Here is an 18,575-nt window from a genome sequence, read left to right as displayed (position 1 = left end):
ACCAACCACAACAACAAGCCCCGGGGCAGGAAATCATGAAAAAGGCCACGACCGTGCGCAGCGTCGAAACGCTTGCCTGCGACGCCGGATGGCGGAACTACCACTTCGTCAAGATCACGACCGAGGACGGCATCGTCGGCTGGAGCGAGTATGACGAAGGCTTCGGCGCGCCCGGCGTGACCACGGCGATCGAGCGGCTTGGCGCGCGCGTGGTCGGCAAGAATGCGTTTCAGCATGAGCGGATCTACGTGGAGCTGTTTGCGGCGACGCGGCCGGCCGCGGGCGGCGTGGTGGCGCTGGCGTTAGGGGCGATCGAGAACGCGCTGCTCGACGTCAAGGCCAAGGCGCTGGGCGTGCCCTGCTACGAACTGCTCGGCGGCAAGATCCGCGACCGCATCCGGGTCTACTGGTCGCATTGCGCGACCTGGCGCATCAACCATCCCGACTGGTTCAAGCCGGCGATTACCGATCTCGACGGCGTCAAATCGATCGGCCGCGAGGTGCGCGAAAAAGGTTTTACGGCGATGAAGACCAACATCTTCGTCTACACCGACGGCAAGCCGCAGGGCTGGCGGCCCGGCTTCGGCTCGCCGTTCGAACCCGAGCTCAATGTCGACCGCACCGTGTTGCGCAATCTCTGCACGCACCTGGAAGCGATCCGCGACGGCGCCGGTCCCGATGTCGATCTGCTGCTCGACCTCAACTTCAATGCCAAGACCGAGGGCTACCTGAAGATTTTGCGCGCCATCAAGGACATGGATCTGTTCTGGGTGGAGATCGACACCTTCAACCCGCAGGCGCTGGGCTATATCCGCCGCCAGAGCCCGCACCCGATCTCATCCTGCGAAACGCTGCTGGGCCTGCGCGAGTTCCTGCCCTACTTCAACGAACAGGCGATGGACGTCGCCATCGTCGACACGCCATGGAACGGCGTGTGGCAATCGATGAAGATTGCCGCTGCCGCCGAACATTTCGAGGTCAACGTGGCCCCGCACAATTTCTACGGCCATCTCTGTACCATGATGAACGCGCATTTCTCGGCGGCTGTGCCAAATCTGCGCATCATGGAGACCGATATCGATCGCCTCGCCTGGGACCATGAGCTGTTCACGCACGTGCCCGAGATCGTCGACGGTCACCTGGTGATGCCGGACCGCCCGGGCTGGGGCATCGAGCCCAACGAAGAGGGCCTGCGCGCGCATCCGCCGAAGAGCAAGGGCGGGCTGCTGAATTACGGGCAGAAGAAGTAGGCGGCGAGATTTGCCAGCGCTCTCACGGTCGTCATGCCCGGGCTTGACCCGGGCATCCATGCCTTCTCGATCTATCGGCAAGCCAGACGTGGATGGCCGGGTCAAGCCCGGCCATGACGGAGAGACTTCGTAGGGTAGGCAAAGCGAAGCGTGCCCACCATTCAGTTTGCGCAATCGGAGAGATGGTGGGCACGCTACGCTTTGCCCACCCTACACTCACTTATCTCCCGGCGCGCCCAGAAACGCGCTTTCGATCACATCGCCGATCGGCTGCCAGGAGTTGCCGTCGAACTGCACCAGCCGCATCTGTTCGATTGGATGGAAGTCGGTCGGCCCGGTGTTTATCGTTATTCCCGGCAAGGCGACCGTGCTCTGGTAGTTTCGCAGCGACGCCGCCTGCCGCATGATGTTTTCGCGCGACAGGTCATCGCCGCACTGGGTCAATACCCGAGCCAGAGTCTCAGCGGCCGCGTAGCCGAAGATGGCGTTGCCATCCTCCTTGTCACCATCGGGATAATACTTGTCCATGAACGCCAGCCACTCCTTGATGGCAGAATCATCTTTCCAGGTGGTGTCGCTGGCATCCTTCAGGAACGAGGTGGAGATCACGCCGACGGAATTCTGCAGCCCCGCCGGCCTCAGCGCGTTCGCGATCGACGCTGCCGCGTTGACCAGCACGAGCTGCGGATGCCAGCCCAATTCGGCCGCCCTGCGGATCGCGCGCGCCGAGATCGGCGGCGCGCAATTGAGTACCAGCACCTCGGCGCCGGAGTTCTTCAGGATTTCAACCTGGGTATCGATCGACATATCCGCTTCGATGGCGATGTCGGCCACGATCATGTTGGCGGTGAAGCCAAGCCCCTCCTGCAATCCTCGGAACAGATCGCGGCCGAACTGATCGTTCTGCCAGAGCACGGCGATCTTCCGGCTCGGATAGGCGGCCTGGATGTAATTGGCGTAGATCCGGCCCTCGGCCCGGAACGTCGGCTGCCATCCCATCGTCCACGGAAATCGCTTCGGATGCGCCCACTCCTCATCGCCGGAGGCGACAAAGAGCTGCGGAATGTTTCTCTCATTGAGATAGGTTCGCGTCGCCAGATTGCTCGGCGTGCCGAACGAACCGAACATCAGGTGCACACGCTCCTGCTCGACCAGCTCATGGGTCTGCTCGACCGCGGTTCTCGGATTTGAGCTGTCGTCACGCGAGATGAACTTGATCTTGCGCCCGTTGATGCCGCCGCGCTCATTGATCATGTCGAAATAGGCGGCTTCCGCCCGGCCGATCGAAGCGAACGCGGCCAGCGGCCCGGTATAGGGCATGATGTTGCCGATGCGGATTTCGGTGTCGGTGACGCCGGCAGCCCGGGCCGGCTGCAGGGCGGCCAACAACAATGCGGCGAAGAAGGTTGGTAGCAGCCATTTTATTCTTGTTCTCATCGACGCGGCCTCGAACGCCAAGCTCGCGGGAGCTTGTGACGCCACCCAGCGATCACGATGATAGCGCCGAAAGCGGGGCCATTGAAAATGAAATGTTGGCCCGCGATCAGCGCAACAAAATATCCAGCCATCCCAACGGATTGACCGTGACGCGGTCGCTGGTGTCGACCAGCACGGTCGTGGTCTCGGCTTCGATGATGGCCGGACCGGTCAGGGTATGGCCCGGCCGCAGTTCATCGAGTGCGTAGACCGGCACTTCGCGCCAGCCGCCGAAGAAGGCTTGGCGTTTGCCGCGTGGCGAACAGGCGTTGGATGCCGCGGCCTCCCGCGCGCCCTCATCCAGCCGCGCGACTTCGCCGACCGCGGCGACGCGGGCGTTGACGAAGACGACTTCCTGGCCGCCCGAGGCGTAGGTGTACAGTTCCTCGTGCCTGACGTGAAAGCGATCCTCGATCCGCTCGACGAGATCGGCGCCGCTCCAGTCGAGGCCGTCGAGCGAGACGTCAATCTCAAATATCTGCTCGCCGTAGCGCATCTCGGCGGAGCGTTCGATCGCAATCGGCCCATCGAACCAGGAGCGCAGCCGGCCAGCGGCCTGCTGTTCCAGCCCGGCGAACAGCTCGTGCACTTCATCGGCGGTGATGCGCGCGCCGGCGCCGTAATGCGTGCGGCTGACTTCGTAGCGGAGATCGCTGGTCAGCATGCCCCAGGCCGACAGCACGGAAGCCACCGTCGGCACGATGATGCGCTTGATCTCGAGTTCACGCGCTACTTCCGCCGCGTGCAGGCCGGCCGCGCCGCCGAAACTCAGGAGCGCGAAGCGTCTCGGATCGACGCCGCGACGCAGCGTCATCAGGCGGATACCGTCGGCCATGTTCAAATTGATCATGCGGTAGATGCCGGCGGCGGCCTCGATGCGCGACAGCTCCATCGCGGCAGCGATGCGATCGACCGCCGCTTCCGACGCTGCGCGGTCGAGCGGGCGTTTGCCCCCCATGAAGGCTGAGGCATCGAGATAGCCGAGTACGACATTGGCGTCGGTAACCGTCGCGGCCTCGCCGCCATTGCCGTAGCAGGCCGGGCCCGGCACCGAGCCCGCGCTCTCCGGCCCGACTCTCAGCGTGCGGCTGCCATCGACGCTGGCGATCGAGCCGCCGCCCGCCGCGATGCTGGCAATGTCGAGGCTGCGCAGCGCGATGCGCTGGCCGGCCAGCATGCCGTCGGCGGATAGCGACGCCTGCCCGCCGGAGATCAGCGAGATGTCGGTCGAGGTGCCGCCCATGTCGAACGGCACCAGATCGGGAATGCCGACCAGATCAGAACAGCGCCGCCCGCCGGACATGCCGCCCGCGGGTCCCGACAGCACGGTGCCCGCCGCAAGCCGCGAGGCTTCTTCAACGGGCGCCATGCCGCCATGCGAGAGCACGACAAAGAGGCTGCCCTTGAAGCCGGCCTCGCCGAGCCGCGTTTCGAGATTGGTCAGATAGCGCCGTACGATCGGCTCGACATAGGCGTTCACGATCGTGGTCGAGACGCGCTCATACTCCTTGATCTGCGGCAGCACGTCGCTGGAGCGGGAGATGCTGATGCCAGGCAGCGCCTGCTTCAGCCGCTCGACGGCGGCGAGTTCGTGAACGGGATTGAGATAGGAATGCAGAAAGCACACCGCGACCGAGGTTGCGCCTGATCGCTTGATCCCGGCTATGGCGTCGTCGAGCGATGTCGCCTCGAGCGGAATCAGAATCTCGCCGTTGGCCTTGAGCCGCTCTTTCACACCGAAGCGCAGATCGCGCGGCACCAGCGGCGCCGGCGGCGGCGAGCGCAGGTCGTAGCGGTCCGGCTTCAGGCCCTCGCGCATCTCGACGACGTCGCGATGGCCTTCAGTGGTGATAAGCGCGACCTTGGCGCCCTTGCGCTCCAGCAGCGCATTGGTCGCAACCGTCGTGCCGTGCACGAGACGATCGGTCGCGGCGAGCATTTGCGCGCGCGTGACGTTCAGCCGCCGCGCCAGTTCTTCGAGCCCCGCCATCACGCCGATCGATTGATCCGCCGGAGTAGATGGGGATTTTGCAAACACGGTTCGCCCACTCTCGTCGGTAGCCACGAGATCGGTGTAGGTCCCGCCGACGTCAACGCCTATCCTGAACATGATTAGCTACGCTGCTCCGCCGGGACTTCCGTCATGCCCTGCTCGCGGTCGCGACGGCGGGCTTCTTCCAATCGCTTGGCGGGCGGCCCCCAGCCGCCGCCGCCGGAGGATCGTATCTCAAGGCAATCGCCGGGGTGCAACTCGATGCCGACCTCCTTGGTGCGCAGTACGCGCGGCTCGCGGCCTTCGGACAAGAGACGATATTGGTGCGGCTTACCATCCTCGCCGCCGAGCATACCGCAGGGACCGTGGCGCGCGCCGTCGCCGGCAGTGTTGCCCTTTGCGGGCTTTGCCGTCTCCAGCACCAGATCGAGCGACACGCCGAGACCGCCGCGATGCTGGCCGTCGCCGCCCGAGCCGGGGCGGAATTCATGCGTGCGGAAATGCAGGGGAAAGCGCACCTCGGCAACTTCGAGACTGCCGAATTTGAGCCCGCCAACCGAGTGCCACTCGCCGATCGACGACCAGCCGTCGCCGCCCGACGACGCGCCGCCGCCGGGCCGCGCCTGAAACAGGTGCCAGATGAAATTCTTTCCGGTGCGCGGGTCCTCGCCCTGGATCGCAATCCGGAATCTGCGGCTCCAGCCGGCCATTGCGCGTTCCGGGCAGGATGCCGATAGCGCCTTGACGATCGCCTCGACGATTTCATTGGAGGGGTGGCTGGTGCACAGCGTCACCGGCCGGCCGGGATCGGCCCACACCACCGTGCCCTGCTTTGCGATCACCTTCAGCGGCCGCAGCGCGCCGGTGTTTTTGGGAATCTCGGCGTCGATCAGATAGGCGAATGCCATCGCGACGGCGGCCTGCATGTTGGCATGGGAGGAGTTCACAAAGCTGGTCGATTGCGGATCGGAATCGGAGAGATCGACCTCGACGTCGCTGCCCTTCTTGGTCACCTTCGCGGCAATGCGGATGTCGGTGCGGCCATGGCCGTCGTCATCGAGAAATGCCTCGCCGTGGAATACGCCGTCCTTCCACGTCGAAACCACCGCTCTCGTCTGCTGCTCCGTTGCATCGAGGATCGCCTCGACGGCGGCTTCGACCACCGGTGCCCCGAACTCCGAAAACAAACGCGACAGCCGCCGCTCGCCGAGATGCGCCGCGCCCAGCATTGCGGCAAGGTCGCCGCGGAATTCGCGGGGGTTGCGAATGTTCAACGCCAGCAAATCGAGTAGATCGTCGCGCAGTTTGCCAGCCTCATAGAGCTTGATCGGCGGGACGCGCAGGCCTTCCTGATAGATCTCAGTGGCAGCAGGATTGTAGGCGCCATGGGTTGCGCCGCCGATATCGCTCTGATGCGCGCGGACGATGGTCCAGAGCAGACGCTTGCCGTCGGCGAAGACCGGGACGAAGGCGGTGAGATCGGGCAGATGGCTGCCGCCATAATAGGGATCGTTGAGCAGGATGACGTCGCCCTGCTGCACATCCTTGAACCGTTCCTCGACCGCGAGCGTCGCCCAGGGCAGCGCGCCGACATGGACCGGCAGGTGGTCGGCCTGCGCGATCAGCCGTGCGCTCGTGTCGCAGATCGCCAGCGAAAAGTCGCGGCTGGAATTGAGGATCTGTGAATAAGAGGTGCGAAGCATGGCCTCGCCCATCTCCTTCACGATCGAACTGAGCCGGTGCTGGACGACGGAGCGCGTGATAGGATCGATCTTAGCGGACATTCGTAGACGTCTATTCGTAGGATGGGTTGAGCCCTTGCGAAACCCTCACTAACACGGGCGGTGCATGATGTCTGCACATGATGGGTATCGCTTCGCTCCACCCATCCTACAGCTTGATGGTCACAACGTCCTTGCGACTTCTTCGAGCGCGCCCGACGCCGCGTCGATGATGGCATGGATATCGGCATCCGTCATCGGGGTCGACAACGCCATCAAGCCATTGCCCGCGGACAGCACGCCGCGATTGATAAATGCGCGGAAGAATACTGTCTGGCGCCGCGCCTCCTCCTCGCTCAGGTAGGCTGAGCGATAGTCGCGGACTGGCCGGTCGGTGAAGTGAATCTTGAGCAAGGAGCCGAGTCCGACCGTGCCGCCGGGCACACCGTGGCGCCTGAATGCGGCGTCGATGCCGGAGCGAACCGCCTCACCCATCGCATCGAGCCGCGCGAATGCGGCATCATCGAGCAGTTCCATCGCAGCGATCCCGGCGCGCATCGTCACCGGATTGGCGGAGAACGTGCCGCCATGCGGCAGCGCCGGCTTGCCTGCGCGCGGATCGAATACCGCCATGACATCCCTGCGGCCGCCGATCGCGCCGACCGGAAAACCGCCGCCGATGATCTTTCCCAGCGTGGTGAGATCTGGGTCGATGTTCCAGATACCCTGCGCACCGTGATAGCCGAGGCGGAACGTGATAACTTCGTCGAAGATCAGCAGCGCGCCGACCTCGCGCGTCACTTTGCGCAGCGCCTCCAGATAGGCCCGGTCAGCCGGCGCCAGACCGGCACGATTAGGCATGGGATCGACCAGCACACAGGCGAGTTCGCGGCCATGCTCGCGGATCAGGCTGACCGCCGCTTCGGTGTCGTTGAAGGGAATGGTGACGACATCGGCCAACACATTGTCGGGCGTGCCTTTGGCATAGGCGACCGAGACCGGCGCGTTGCGGCCCCAGGCTTCCGGTGTCGGATCTAGGCTCACCTCGGCGTAGTCATAGGAGCCGTGATAGGCACCTTCGCATTTGGCGATTTTTGGCCGGCCAGTATGCGCGCGCGCCGCCTTCAGCGCCATCATCACGGCCTCGGTGCCGGAATTGGCAAACCGCACCTGATCGACGGACGGCAATCGCGACGCCAAGAGTTCAGCGAGATCGACCTCGGACGCGGTCGGCAGGCCGAATGCCGAGCCGAGCGCGAGCTGCGCGGTTGCCGCCTTCACCAGCGCGGGATGCGCGTGGCCGTGAATCTGCGAGGTGAAATTGTTGATGCAGTCGATATAGACGTTGTCGTCGAGATCCCAGACCCGGCAGCCCTCCCCGCGCGCGGCATAGATCGGATAGGGCTTCATGAACACGGTCGTTCGCGTGTTGCCGCCGGGCAGGCTCGCCAGCGCGCGGTCGTACATTTTCTGCGATGACGAGTCAGGATCCGGGTACATGTGCCATTTCCCAAAGGGGTCAGGTGTACATCAAAAACACAATCGTCCCGATGATCAAGGTCGCGGCCATGAATAGCAGCACTGCGGGAAGGCCGAAGATCGTCGCCACCACGCCGGTGGCCGATTGCATCAGTGCGGCGCCGAGGAAGAACGCGAGGTTGATGGCTGAGAGCGCCTTGCCGGCGTTCTGCGCCCCCGCCATTTGCCGTGTCATGCCGAACAGCAGCGGCTGCGTCGATATCGCGATGCCCATCAGGACTAACAGCACGCCGTCGATTGGCGCCGGCACGGCCTTCAATCCGAGCAGTTCCGACAGCGGATAATGCGGCGCGCCAGCCGCCATCAGTGCCAGCAACAACGCGGCAAGGGAATGCGTGGCGGCGAGCATCTCGCGGCGATGGCCGATACTGCGATCGACAATCCCCATCAGCACGGGACCGGCGATCAGCGCCAGCGTGAACAGGCCGAGCGCGTTGCCGGCCTCGATGCGGCCGAGCGCCTTGATCTCCATCAGCCACGGCCCGCCCCACAATCCCCGCAACACCAGCGAAGCCGCCAGCGAGACCAGCGCCAACCCGATCAGACCCCGCAACGGCCGCGACAGCCCGATGCGCAGCACTTCGGCCATCTGCGACAACGGCGAGGATGGATCGGCATGCGCGGCCGGGTGTTTCGGCACCAGCGCGAACACCGCGAGCGCCACGGCGGCGCCGAAGCCGGCGGAAATCCAGAATCCCATCCGCCAGCCAAAGTGCTCGACGACGAAAGCCAGCGGGCTCGCCGACAGCAGCATGCCGATATTGCCGATCGAGAGGATGATGCCGGACCACAGGCCGAAGCGCGCCGCCGACATCTGCTTCGCCGCCAGTGTCATCGGGCACATCAGCATGCCCGAGGTGGCGACGCCGAGCAGGAACTGGCCAACCAAAAAGCTCTCCGGCCCCGTTGCCAGTCCCGAGGCCAGCGCGCCGATGATGGTTCCCACGAGCAGGCTCAAGGAAACCGGGCGGACGCCGAAGCGATCCATCGCGGCGCCGACCGGGATCTGCGAGGCCGCGAAGGCGAAATGATAGATCGAGGTGAGGCTCGCCAGCGTCTGCGGCGAGGTTCTGAAATCGGCCGCCATCACGTCGAGGCTGACGGCCGGAATGGTCCGCAGCAGCGTCGACAGCATGTGACCACAGGCCAGCGCCAGCAGCGCAAAAACCAGGGCGCGGAAGTTGCCATCCGCGCTATCGGCCTTGCCGTCCATGAACCGTCTCGCCCCAAAACTGTCTGGGGGCGAGGTATCACCAATAGGATGGGAACGCGAATCCGCCCACCTTGCGGCGATCAGTTCCTATGGAACACCAGCGTCCGCAACTCGATGCTCTCGCGCGGCGGCGCATCGGCAGGCGTGGTTGGATCGATGAAGGCGGTGTGCGGCCCGAACCGCGTGCGGCCGTCGGTTGCGGAATCGTAGCACTTCAACAGCAATGCCTCGTCGGTCCGCATTTCCGGGATGTAGTACCAGCGGTGGTTCGGATTGTATTTCACCGAATAGGTTTCGCCGCTGCGGTTCGGATAGATCAGATCGGAGGCAATGAGATCGCCCGCCTCGACGGTCTGGCCGTCGCACATCGCCAGCGGCGCGTCGCGCAGCGGTCCCCGGATCGGCCGCCACACATTGATGACCTGCACGCGTCCCTTCAGGAGTTCGTCGGCCTCCTCGGGCAGATGTTCGCGAACGCGGTTGGCGCCTGATTTATCGGTCTGGTCGACATGGACCCGCGTGGCCGGCTGACGCGGCCCGGCGCCCCTGATGTCGGCGGCGCCCTCGACGCGCTTGCGAACGGTGTGGTCGAAAATGAAGACGCGGTCGGCCTTCAGCGTCGCCTTCAGGAAAGCTTCGACCGCCGGATAGTAGACGCCTCTCACTTCCTTATCGTCGTAAAAGTCCTTGACGATGGTGGGATGGCGGACCAGCGAAAAGCCTTCGCGGTCCAGCGATAGATTTGCGGCGATCAGGCGCGCGTCGAAGATCGGAACGTTGTGGGGCTCGGGCAGCGCGGTGGATTTGGGTTCGCCCGGCGGCGGATCGAAGGCGTAGGTGCGAGGCTTTCCCACGACGGGCGCGAGATAGTTCAGTTCGGCGGTGACGAAGGGAAGCGATTCAAGTTTGGCTTGCTGCAGGCCCATGGTGTTCTCCTGGACTCCATTGTTGTTCTGTTAGATTTTGGACCGGCCGCCGAACCCGACAAGGCGCTTTCGAAAATAGCAAATTTGCCATTGCGAGCGGCGGCAAACAGGGAAAATCCTTTTCGAAGATGCCTGTTGAACCGCACGGTATTTCCGGCGCTCACGCGTTCGTCATTATGTGAGAGCGCGTTGACGCGGCGACGAGGCACGGCAACAATAAGTTCACTCGACCAGTTCCCGCTCAATTCACAGGCAGAACCACATGCAAGTCACGATCAAGGACAGAGTCGCCGTCGTTACCGGTGGCAGCAAGGGCATCGGCCTCGCGGTCGCAAGGCAATTCGCCGCCTCCGGCGCCAAGGTTGCGATCCTCGCGCGCGGCGCGGCCGACCTGAAAGCGGCGCGGGAGTTGCTCGCCAAGGACGGGATCGCGGTGCGCGACTATGTCTGCGATGTCTCGAGGGCGGCTGACATTGCGAAGGCGCACGAAAAGATTGTCGGCGATCTCGGCCCGGTCGACATCCTCGTCAACAATGCCGGCACCGCGCGGACAATGGCGTTCGAGAACATTTCCGACGAGGCGTGGCAGGAAGACCTCGACCTCAAACTATTCGCCGCGATCCGTTTCAGCCGGCTGGTCTGGCCTGGCATGAAGGCGCGCAAATGGGGCCGCATCATCAACGTGCTCAATACCTACGCCAAGGCGCCGGCGGCGTCCTCGGCCCCCACCTCGGTATCGCGGGCGGCCGGCATGGCGCTGACCAAGGTGATGGCAAGCGAAGGCGGCGAGCACAACATTCTGGTAAACGCCATGCTGGTCGGCCTGATCATGAGCGATCAATGGGTGAAGCGGCACGCGGCGCAGGCGCCGGGTACGGATTTCGAGGTGTTTGCGAAAAACCTCGCCAAGGGCACCCCGCTGGGGCGCATCGGCACGGCGGAGGAATTTGCGAACCTCGCCTGCTTCCTCGCGTCCGAGCAGGGATCGTTCATCACCGGCACCGCCATCAATGTCGATGGCGGCCGGTCGCCGGTGGTGTAGCGCATCTGGCGCGAAGGGCGCGGCACACTCAGATCACCTCGCCCCGCCTGCGGGGAGTGGTCGAAATTCAAGCACAGCTTGAATTTCGGGTGAGGGGACTCTCCACGAACACCTCTTTCAAAGAGTTTGCGGAGGCCGCCCCTCACCCCAACCCTCCCCCCGGTGAAGAACGGGGAGAGGGAGAGATTCTTAGACCGCGTCCTTGGCAGCCTTGACCGGGCGGGCCCGGACGATCTTGCGGGCCGGCTTGGCCTTGAACATCATTTCCTCGCCCGTGAAGGGGTTGGTGCCCTTCCGAGCCTTGGTCGCGGGCTTCTTGACCACGACGAACTTCGCGAAGCCAGGAACGAGGAATAGCCCGTTCTTCTTGAGCTCCTTGTGACCGACGTCAACGAGCGTGTCCATCACGTTCTTGACCTCTTTCTTCGAAAGTTCGGTGGTGGTCGCGATCTTCTCGATCAGCTGCGACTTAGACATTTGGGTGGCCATGGTTGCTCCATTGATTCTGGCACAGGCGACGATATGGCGAAAAACGCCTAGAAAATAGGGCTTTCGACAATCTGCACAACTATCTCGCTAGTCGAGTTGCAGTGATTCGTCCAATTTTTCCGGGTTTTTTTAACATCGGAAGCCTCCGGAGCCTATTTTTAGGGGGATTCTGCGCTCTCTGAGGTCCCGTTTCAGGACAATCCCGGGCTGCTCTCCCCTTTCCACCTCTATCGGAGCGAGCCGCGATTTGCCTTCTGGCAGGACAAAATGCGCAGACTGATCGGCCGGTAAGCACCTTGTTTTCAGGAAGGATTTTCCGCCCTGCGCGTTGATTTGAAAATGACTCGCGTTGGCGTTCCATCGTAAAATCGCCCCCTAAGGCGGACGCCTGAACGGTTCGCCATCAATATCACCTTCGGAGACTTCGCATGGATTTGACGCGCCTTGAGATCAATCGCCGCACCGCGCTGCTGACGTCGGCGGCCATCGCGGCCAACGTCATTAATCCGATGCGGGCCTTCGCCCAGGAAGCGCCGCGCAAAGGCGGCGTGTTCAACGTCCATTACGCCGCCGAGCAGCGCCAGCTCAACCCGAGCATCCAGGCTTCCACCGGCGTCTACATCATCAGCGGCAAGATCCAGGAAAACCTCGTCGATCTCGATGCCAGCGGCCAGCCGGTCGGCGTGCTCGCCGAGAGCTGGGAAGCGGCCCCCGACGGCAAGACCGTGTCGTTCAAGCTACGCAAGGGCATCACCTGGCACGACGGCAAGCCGTTCACCTCGGCCGACGTCGAATTCACCGCCATGAACATGTGGAAGAAGATCCTCAATTACGGATCGACGCTGCAGCTGTTCCTGACCGCGGTCGAAACGCCTGATCCGCACACCGCAATCTTTAAATACGAGCGGCCGATGCCGCTGAACCTGCTGCTGCGCGCCCTGCCCGACCTCGGCTATGTCTCGGCCAAGCACCTCTATGAGAGTGGCGATATCAGGCAGAACCCGACCAATCTTGCGCCTGTCGGCACCGGGCCGTTCAAGTTCGTCAAATATGAGCGCGGGCAATACATCATCGCCGACCGCAACGAGAATTACTGGCGGCCCAACGCGCCCTACCTCGATCGCATCGTGTGGAAGGTGATCACCGATCGCGCAGCGGCGGCGGCGCAAATGGAAGCCGGCGAACTTCACTACGCGCCATTCTCGAGCCTTACGCTCTCGGATCTCGCTCGCCTCGGCAAGGACAAGCGCTTCATCGTCTCCACCAAGGGCAATGAAGGCAACGCGCGGACCAACACGCTGGAGTTCAACTTCCGCCGCAAGGAGCTGTCCGACATCAAGGTTCGCCGCGCCATCGCCCATGCGATCAATGTGCCGTTCTTCATCGAGAATTTTCTCGGCGACTTCGCCAAGCTCGGCACCGGGCCGATCCCCTCGACCTCGACCGACTTCTATCCGGGAGCGAACACGCCGCAATATCCGTACGACAAGGCCAAGGCCGCCGCGCTGCTGGACGAAGCCGGCTTCAAGGCGGCACGTGGCGGCACGCGCTTCTCGCTCAGGCTGCTGCCCGCCCCATGGGGCGAGGACATCTCGCTGTGGTCGACCTTCATCCAGCAATCGCTGGGCGAGATCGGCATTCCCGTCGAGATCGTGCGCAACGATGGCGGCGGCTTCCTCAAGCAGGTCTATGACGAGCACGCCTTCGACATCGCCACCGGCTGGCACCAGTACCGCAACGACCCCGCGGTCTCGACCACGGTCTGGTATCGCTCCGGCCAGCCCAAGGGCGCGCCGTGGACCAACCAGTGGGGCTGGGAAGACAAGAACGTCGACAAGACCATCGACGACGCTGCGACTGAAGTCGATCCAGCCAAGCGCAAGGCGCTCTATGCCCAGTTCGTCACGGAGGTGAATACCGAGCTGCCGGTCTGGATGCCGATCGAGCAGATTTTCCTCACCACGATCACGGCAAAGGCGCGCAACCACTCCAACACCCCGCGCTGGGGTTCGACGAGCTGGCACGATCTTTGGCTTTCCGCATGACCTTATCTCCGCCAGAATAGGCGTATGCGTATCCTGACCCTTGCGGGGCGGCGGCTCGCCGCCTCGATCCCGACCCTTGTCCTGATCCTGATCGGCGTGTTCCTGCTGCTGCAGTTCGCGCCGGGCGACACCGTCGACGCCATGATGGCGCAGATGGGCGGCGGCGATGCCGCGACCGCCAGGGATCTGCGCAAGTTCTACGGCCTCGATCTCTCGATCCCGGCCCAGCTCGGCAATTATCTGTGGCGGCTGGTGCGGCTCGATCTCGGCTTTTCCTCGATCTACGGCAAACCGGTGGCGTCCGTGATTATCGAGCGGCTGCCGCCGACGATTCTTCTGATGACCGCGTCGCTGTCGTTCGCGTTCTTCTTCGGGCTGGTGTTCGGCGTCATCGCCGCCCGCGGCGTCAACCGCTGGCCGGACACGCTGATCTCGACGCTCGGCCTGATCTTCTATGCGACGCCCTCGTTCTGGTTCGGGCTGATGGCGATCGTGGTGTTTTCGGTCTACCTGCAATGGCTGCCGCCCGGCGGTTTCGAGGATATCGGAACGATGCGGACCGGCATCTGGCGCGTGCTCGATATCGCCAGCCATCTAGTGCTGCCGACGCTGACGCTTGGGCTGATCTTCCTGGCGATCTATTTGCGCATCATGCGCGCCTCGATGCTGGAGGTGCTCAACCTCGACTACGTCCGCACGGCGCGCGCCAAAGGCCTCGACGAGACGCGGGTGGTGACGCGGCACGTGCTGCGCAATGCGCTGTTGCCGATGGTGACGCTGATCGGCCTGCAGGCCGGGACCATGCTGGGCGGCTCGGTAGTGGTCGAAAGCGTGTTCTCGCTGCCGGGGCTCGGGCGGCTCGCCTATGAATCGGTGGTGCAACGCGACCTCAACACGCTGCTCGGCATCGTGTTCGTCTCGGCGCTGCTCGTCATATCAGTGAATTTCATCGTCGATCTCATCTATGCGCGGCTCGATCCGCGCATTACGGCTGAGGGCTAGCGCGATGGATGCGGTCAAGCGCTATTTCCGAAGCCCCGCCGCCGTCGCCGGCCTGATCCTGCTCGTGATCGTGATCGCGATGGCAATCTCGGCCGGCTGGTTCTATCCGCGTGATCCGCTGGCGCTCGCCGGCCGTCCGCTGGTGTGGCCGTTCTCCAACCCGCGCTTCCTGCTCGGCACCGACAATTCCGGCCGCGATATCGCCGCCCAAATTTTCTACGGCGCGCGGATATCGCTTCTGATCGGCGGCGTCGCTACGGCCATCGCGATCCTGATCGGTATCCTCGTCGGCGCCTTCGCCGGCTATTATGGCGGCTGGGTCGACAATGTGCTGATGCGGATCACCGAGGCGTTCCAGACGCTGCCGAACTTCGTGCTGCTCTTGGTGCTGGTCGCGGTGTTCGGCTCGACGCTGACCACCGTCACCATCGCGGTCGGCGTGGTGTCGTGGCCGGCGCCGGCGCGGCTGACCCGCGCCGAGTTCCTGTCCTTGCGCAGCCGCGAGTTCGTCCAGGCCGGCCGGACGCTCGGCATGAAGAACATCCAGCTCATTTTCCGGGAGATCCTGCCCAATGCGCTGCCGCCGGTCATCGTCTATGCCAGCGTGGTGATGGCGGTCGCAATCCTGCTGGAGAGCGCGCTCGCCTTCCTGCGGCTATCCGACCCCAACGTGGCGTCGTGGGGCAACCTGATCGGCTTGGGGCGCGATGTACTTCGCGTGCAATGGTATGTCTCGGCAATCCCCGGGATTGCCATCCTCGTCACCGTGCTCGCGGTGTCGCTGGTCGGCCAGGGCCTCAACGACGCGCTCAATCCGAGGCTGAAGGGCCGATGAGCGAGCACGAGACCATCCTTTCGCTCGATCGCCTGAGCGTCCGCCTGCCCGGCGGCGCCGATAGAACACATGCGCTCAGGGACGTGTCGCTGGAAATCGCTTCCAACGAAATCCTCTGCGTGGTCGGCGAATCCGGTTCCGGCAAGTCGATGATGGCGAACGCCGTCATGCGGCTGTTGCCGAATGAGGTGACGATCGACGGAGGTCGGATCATGTTCGAGGGCCGCGACCTCTGCGCCGCGTCGATTGCGGAAATGCGCGAGGTGCGCGGCGACGGCATTGCCATGATCTTCCAGGAACCGATGACGGCGCTCAATCCGCTCCGCACCATCGGCGACCAGATCGCCGAGATGTTCTCGATCCACACCGATCTGTCGAAGGCAGAAATCAACACGCGGGTGCTGGCGCTGCTGGCGGACGTCCGCATTCCCGACCCCAAGATCGCCGCGAAAGCCTATCCGCATGAGCTCTCCGGCGGCCAACGCCAGCGCGCCATGATTGCGATGGCGCTGGCACTTGATCCAAAATTGCTGATCGCGGACGAGCCGACCACCGCGCTCGACGTCACGACGCAGGCGCAGATATTGAAACTGATCCGCGACCTGCAGCAGCGCCGCAAGACCGCGGTCATGTTCATCACCCATGATTTCGGCGTGGTTGCCGAGATCGCCGACCGCGTGGTGGTGATGCAGCATGGCGTCATCGTCGAACAGGGCACGGCTTCCGACGTGCTGCACCATCCGCAGCATGCCTACACAAAACAGCTCATCGCTGCCGTTCCGCCGCTGAAGGCGCCGCCACCGCGTGCGCTGGCGGCCGACAATATCCTGGCGATCACGGACGTATCCAAGACCTACCGCACGGGCGGCTTCTTGGGCCGTGGCGCGCGGGTGACGCCGGCCGTGAAGAACGTGTCGCTCGCCCTGCCCCGCGGCGCGACGCTCGGCATCGTCGGCGAATCCGGCTCGGGCAAATCGACGCTGGCGCGCTGCATCGTGCGGCTGATCGATCCCGATACCGGATCGATCGTGCTCGATGGCCACGACTGGGCGAAGATGTCGCGGGAAGAAGTTCGCCGCGAGACGCGCCATATCCAGATGGTGTTTCAGGACCCGTTCGCTTCGCTCAACCCGCGCCGCAAGGCCGCCGAGCTGGTGGCGCAAGGCCCGATCGTGCATGGCACGCCGCGGGCGGATGCGATTGCGCATGCGAAGGAGCTGTTCGCACTGGTCGGGCTCGATCCTTCTGCCGGCGACCGGTACCCGCATGAGTTTTCCGGCGGCCAGCGTCAGCGCATCGGCCTGGCGCGTGCGCTGGCGCTGAAGCCGGATGTGCTGGTCGCGGACGAACCGGTGTCGGCGCTGGATGTCTCCGTGCAGGCGCAGGTGTTGAAGCTGCTCGCGGAACTGCGCCAGCGGCTCGGGCTCTCGATCGTGTTCATCACCCACGATCTGCGCGTCGCCGCGCAAATCTGCGACCTCGTCGCCGTGATGAAGGATGGCGAGGTGGTGGAGCATGGGCTGGCGGCAGAGGTGTTCGGAAGTCCACGGCATCCGTACACGCAGGCGCTGCTCGACTCGATCCCAGGCGGGGAGTTTGCGCGGGAGCACGATACAGCGGCAGTGTAGCTTCATGACAGGGACGGCGGTGCGGCCTCTCTCCCTCTCCCCGCAAGAGCGGGGCGAGGGAGAAGTGGCGCCTCGCCTGCTCGGATCACGCCATCTCCCTTGCGTCGCGCCGGCGATACACCAGCAGCATCAGCGGCGCGAGCTTGCGCAGGACGCCGTGACCGACGATCGGCACCGGCTCGGTGAACGGCAGCGCCAGTTCGTGCTCCGGCACGCCGCGGGCGGCCTTTGCCAGTTCGTTGCCGAGCGGCATCGTCAGCGCCACCGCGCGGCCGTTGCAGCCGGTCCAGCCATAGGCATTGGGCCCGAGCTTGTGGATGCGCGGCAGAAAGTCCGTGGTCATGCCGACATAGCCGTTCCAGACATAATCGAACGAGACTTCGCCGATCTGCGGCCACAGCCGCTGCAAGCGCTCGGTAACGCGCGCCTTGATGCGCTCGACCTTGTTGCCGGGGCCGATTACCGCGCCCCCCGTGACGAGGCGGTTTCGCGCGTCATAGCGCGCGAAATAGAGTTCGCCATGGGTGTCCGACATCGCCTGCCGTGCCGGGATGATGGTCTTGCGGACATTGTCGGACAAAGGCTGCGTCGCCATCTGCCATGACAGGACCGGCATCACCTCGCGGGCAATCTCAGGCACCAGCGACTTCGAAAACTCGCCGCTATAGGCATTGGTCGCCACGACAAGCGCGCGGCCGGAAATCTCTCCCCTCGCCGTCTTGACCAGCCAGCGGTCGCCTCGGCGCTCAAAGCTCTCGGCCGGTGAGCGTGCGTAGATGCGCGCGCCCAACCCAAGCACGGCGCGCGCGAGGCCGCGGGCCAGCGCCAGCGGATTGATGTGGCCGCCGGTCTTGTTCCAGAAGCCGCCGAACCACGCATCGGAGCCCAGCATATCGCGCGTCTGCTCGCGCGACAGCAGCTCAACAGGTGCGCCGAATTTCGACCATTGGCGCACGCGCCGCTCCGCGATCTTGATGCGGCCTGGCGAATGCACGGGCTGAACCCATCCGGCCTGTTCCCCCTCGGCATCAATATTGTAGCGCCTAGTGACGTCGAAGAGATAGGAAGCACTGTCGCGCAGCATGCCGACAAAACGTTCTCCCGCCTCGCCGTGCTTCGCAACAATGTCCTCCGGATCGGGCCGCGACAGCGTCGGGATCACCTGCCCGTTGTTGCGCCCCGAAGCGCCCCACCCCGGCTCCGCGGCTTCGACGATGGCGACATCGACGCCGGCCTCGCGCAGATGCAACGTAGTGGAGAGGCCGGTGAAACCGCCGCCGATCACGATGACATCCGCCTGCTGCGTGCCGGTCAGTTCGGGCAATTCCGGCCCTGATGGCGTCACGGCCGCCCATAGCGAATTGGGCCAGCGGACGTTACTCGTATTCATCGGTATCCTTTCTTGCGGCGGCCTTT

General features: G+C 64.0%; 14 protein-coding genes. 6 read left to right on the top strand and 8 right to left on the bottom strand.

Features of this window, described 5'->3' with window-relative positions:
• The first annotated feature begins 35 nt into the window (after positions 1-35).
• Positions 36-1,250: a mandelate racemase/muconate lactonizing enzyme family protein gene (locus tag AC0QUY_RS11240; protein WP_161852726.1), complete on the top strand. Its 1,215-nt coding sequence runs from the start codon at positions 36-38 to the stop codon at positions 1,248-1,250.
• A 216-nt stretch (positions 1,251-1,466) separates the two neighbouring features.
• Here AC0QUY_RS11240 and AC0QUY_RS11235 read toward each other — a convergent pair whose 3' ends face one another.
• The 6 genes from AC0QUY_RS11235 to AC0QUY_RS11210 form a co-directional block, all read right to left on the bottom strand.
• Entirely contained in the window at positions 1,467-2,687 is a 1,221-nt protein-coding gene (locus AC0QUY_RS11235; protein ID WP_475386884.1) for an ABC transporter substrate-binding protein, read from the bottom strand.
• A gap of 106 nt (positions 2,688-2,793) precedes the next feature.
• Complete coding sequence (locus AC0QUY_RS11230) at positions 2,794-4,836, bottom strand: hydantoinase/oxoprolinase family protein (RefSeq protein WP_475386883.1); 2,043 nt, start codon at positions 4,834-4,836, stop codon at positions 2,794-2,796.
• 2 nt (positions 4,837-4,838) lie between these two features.
• Complete coding sequence (locus AC0QUY_RS11225) at positions 4,839-6,503, bottom strand: hydantoinase B/oxoprolinase family protein (protein WP_475386882.1); 1,665 nt, start codon at positions 6,501-6,503, stop codon at positions 4,839-4,841.
• 120 nt (positions 6,504-6,623) lie between these two features.
• On the bottom strand, positions 6,624-7,940 hold the full coding sequence (locus tag AC0QUY_RS11220; protein WP_475386881.1) for an aspartate aminotransferase family protein: 1,317 nt from the start codon (positions 7,938-7,940) through the stop codon (positions 6,624-6,626).
• A gap of 19 nt (positions 7,941-7,959) precedes the next feature.
• A complete protein-coding gene (locus tag AC0QUY_RS11215; RefSeq protein ID WP_475386880.1) occupies positions 7,960-9,192 on the bottom strand; it encodes an MFS transporter in 1,233 nt (410 codons plus the stop codon).
• A gap of 80 nt (positions 9,193-9,272) precedes the next feature.
• Positions 9,273-10,118 (bottom strand): CmcJ/NvfI family oxidoreductase, encoded by an 846-nt coding sequence (locus tag AC0QUY_RS11210; protein WP_475386879.1) that lies wholly within the window; start codon positions 10,116-10,118, stop codon positions 9,273-9,275.
• A 262-nt stretch (positions 10,119-10,380) separates the two neighbouring features.
• Between AC0QUY_RS11210 and AC0QUY_RS11205 the strand changes: the two genes are divergently transcribed.
• Entirely contained in the window at positions 10,381-11,160 is a 780-nt protein-coding gene (locus AC0QUY_RS11205; protein WP_475386878.1) for an SDR family oxidoreductase, read from the top strand.
• Between the two features lie 189 nt (positions 11,161-11,349).
• Here the strand turns inward: AC0QUY_RS11205 and AC0QUY_RS11200 are convergent, their stop codons facing one another.
• Positions 11,350-11,649 (bottom strand): HU family DNA-binding protein, encoded by a 300-nt coding sequence (locus AC0QUY_RS11200; RefSeq protein ID WP_028347431.1) that lies wholly within the window; start codon positions 11,647-11,649, stop codon positions 11,350-11,352.
• Between the two features lie 428 nt (positions 11,650-12,077).
• On the opposite strand from AC0QUY_RS11200, the gene AC0QUY_RS11195 reads away from it, so the two are divergent.
• Genes AC0QUY_RS11195 through AC0QUY_RS11180 form a run of 4 tightly spaced genes read left to right on the top strand, consistent with a single transcriptional unit; the run spans position 12,078 to position 17,159 of the window.
• Positions 12,078-13,694 (top strand): ABC transporter substrate-binding protein, encoded by a 1,617-nt coding sequence (locus AC0QUY_RS11195; RefSeq protein WP_475386877.1) that lies wholly within the window; start codon positions 12,078-12,080, stop codon positions 13,692-13,694.
• A 24-nt stretch (positions 13,695-13,718) separates the two neighbouring features.
• Positions 13,719-14,696: an ABC transporter permease gene (locus AC0QUY_RS11190; RefSeq protein WP_475386876.1), complete on the top strand. Its 978-nt coding sequence runs from the start codon at positions 13,719-13,721 to the stop codon at positions 14,694-14,696.
• Positions 14,697-14,700: 4 nt separating this feature from the next.
• Positions 14,701-15,531, top strand: coding sequence for an ABC transporter permease (locus tag AC0QUY_RS11185; protein ID WP_161852716.1), 831 nt, complete (start codon positions 14,701-14,703; stop codon positions 15,529-15,531).
• Complete coding sequence (locus AC0QUY_RS11180) at positions 15,528-17,159, top strand: ABC transporter ATP-binding protein (protein WP_475386875.1); 1,632 nt, start codon at positions 15,528-15,530, stop codon at positions 17,157-17,159. Before AC0QUY_RS11185 ends, AC0QUY_RS11180 begins: the two co-directional genes overlap by 4 nt.
• An 85-nt stretch (positions 17,160-17,244) precedes the next feature.
• Here AC0QUY_RS11180 and AC0QUY_RS11175 read toward each other — a convergent pair whose 3' ends face one another.
• Positions 17,245-18,549: an NAD(P)/FAD-dependent oxidoreductase gene (locus AC0QUY_RS11175; protein ID WP_475386874.1), complete on the bottom strand. Its 1,305-nt coding sequence runs from the start codon at positions 18,547-18,549 to the stop codon at positions 17,245-17,247.
• Between the last annotated feature and the right edge of the window lie 26 nt (positions 18,550-18,575).

The organism is Bradyrhizobium sp. WYCCWR15520 (assembly GCF_056174665.1).
The sequence above is the reverse complement of the archived record's forward strand: the minus strand, read 5'-3'. Positions and strand labels throughout refer to the sequence as shown.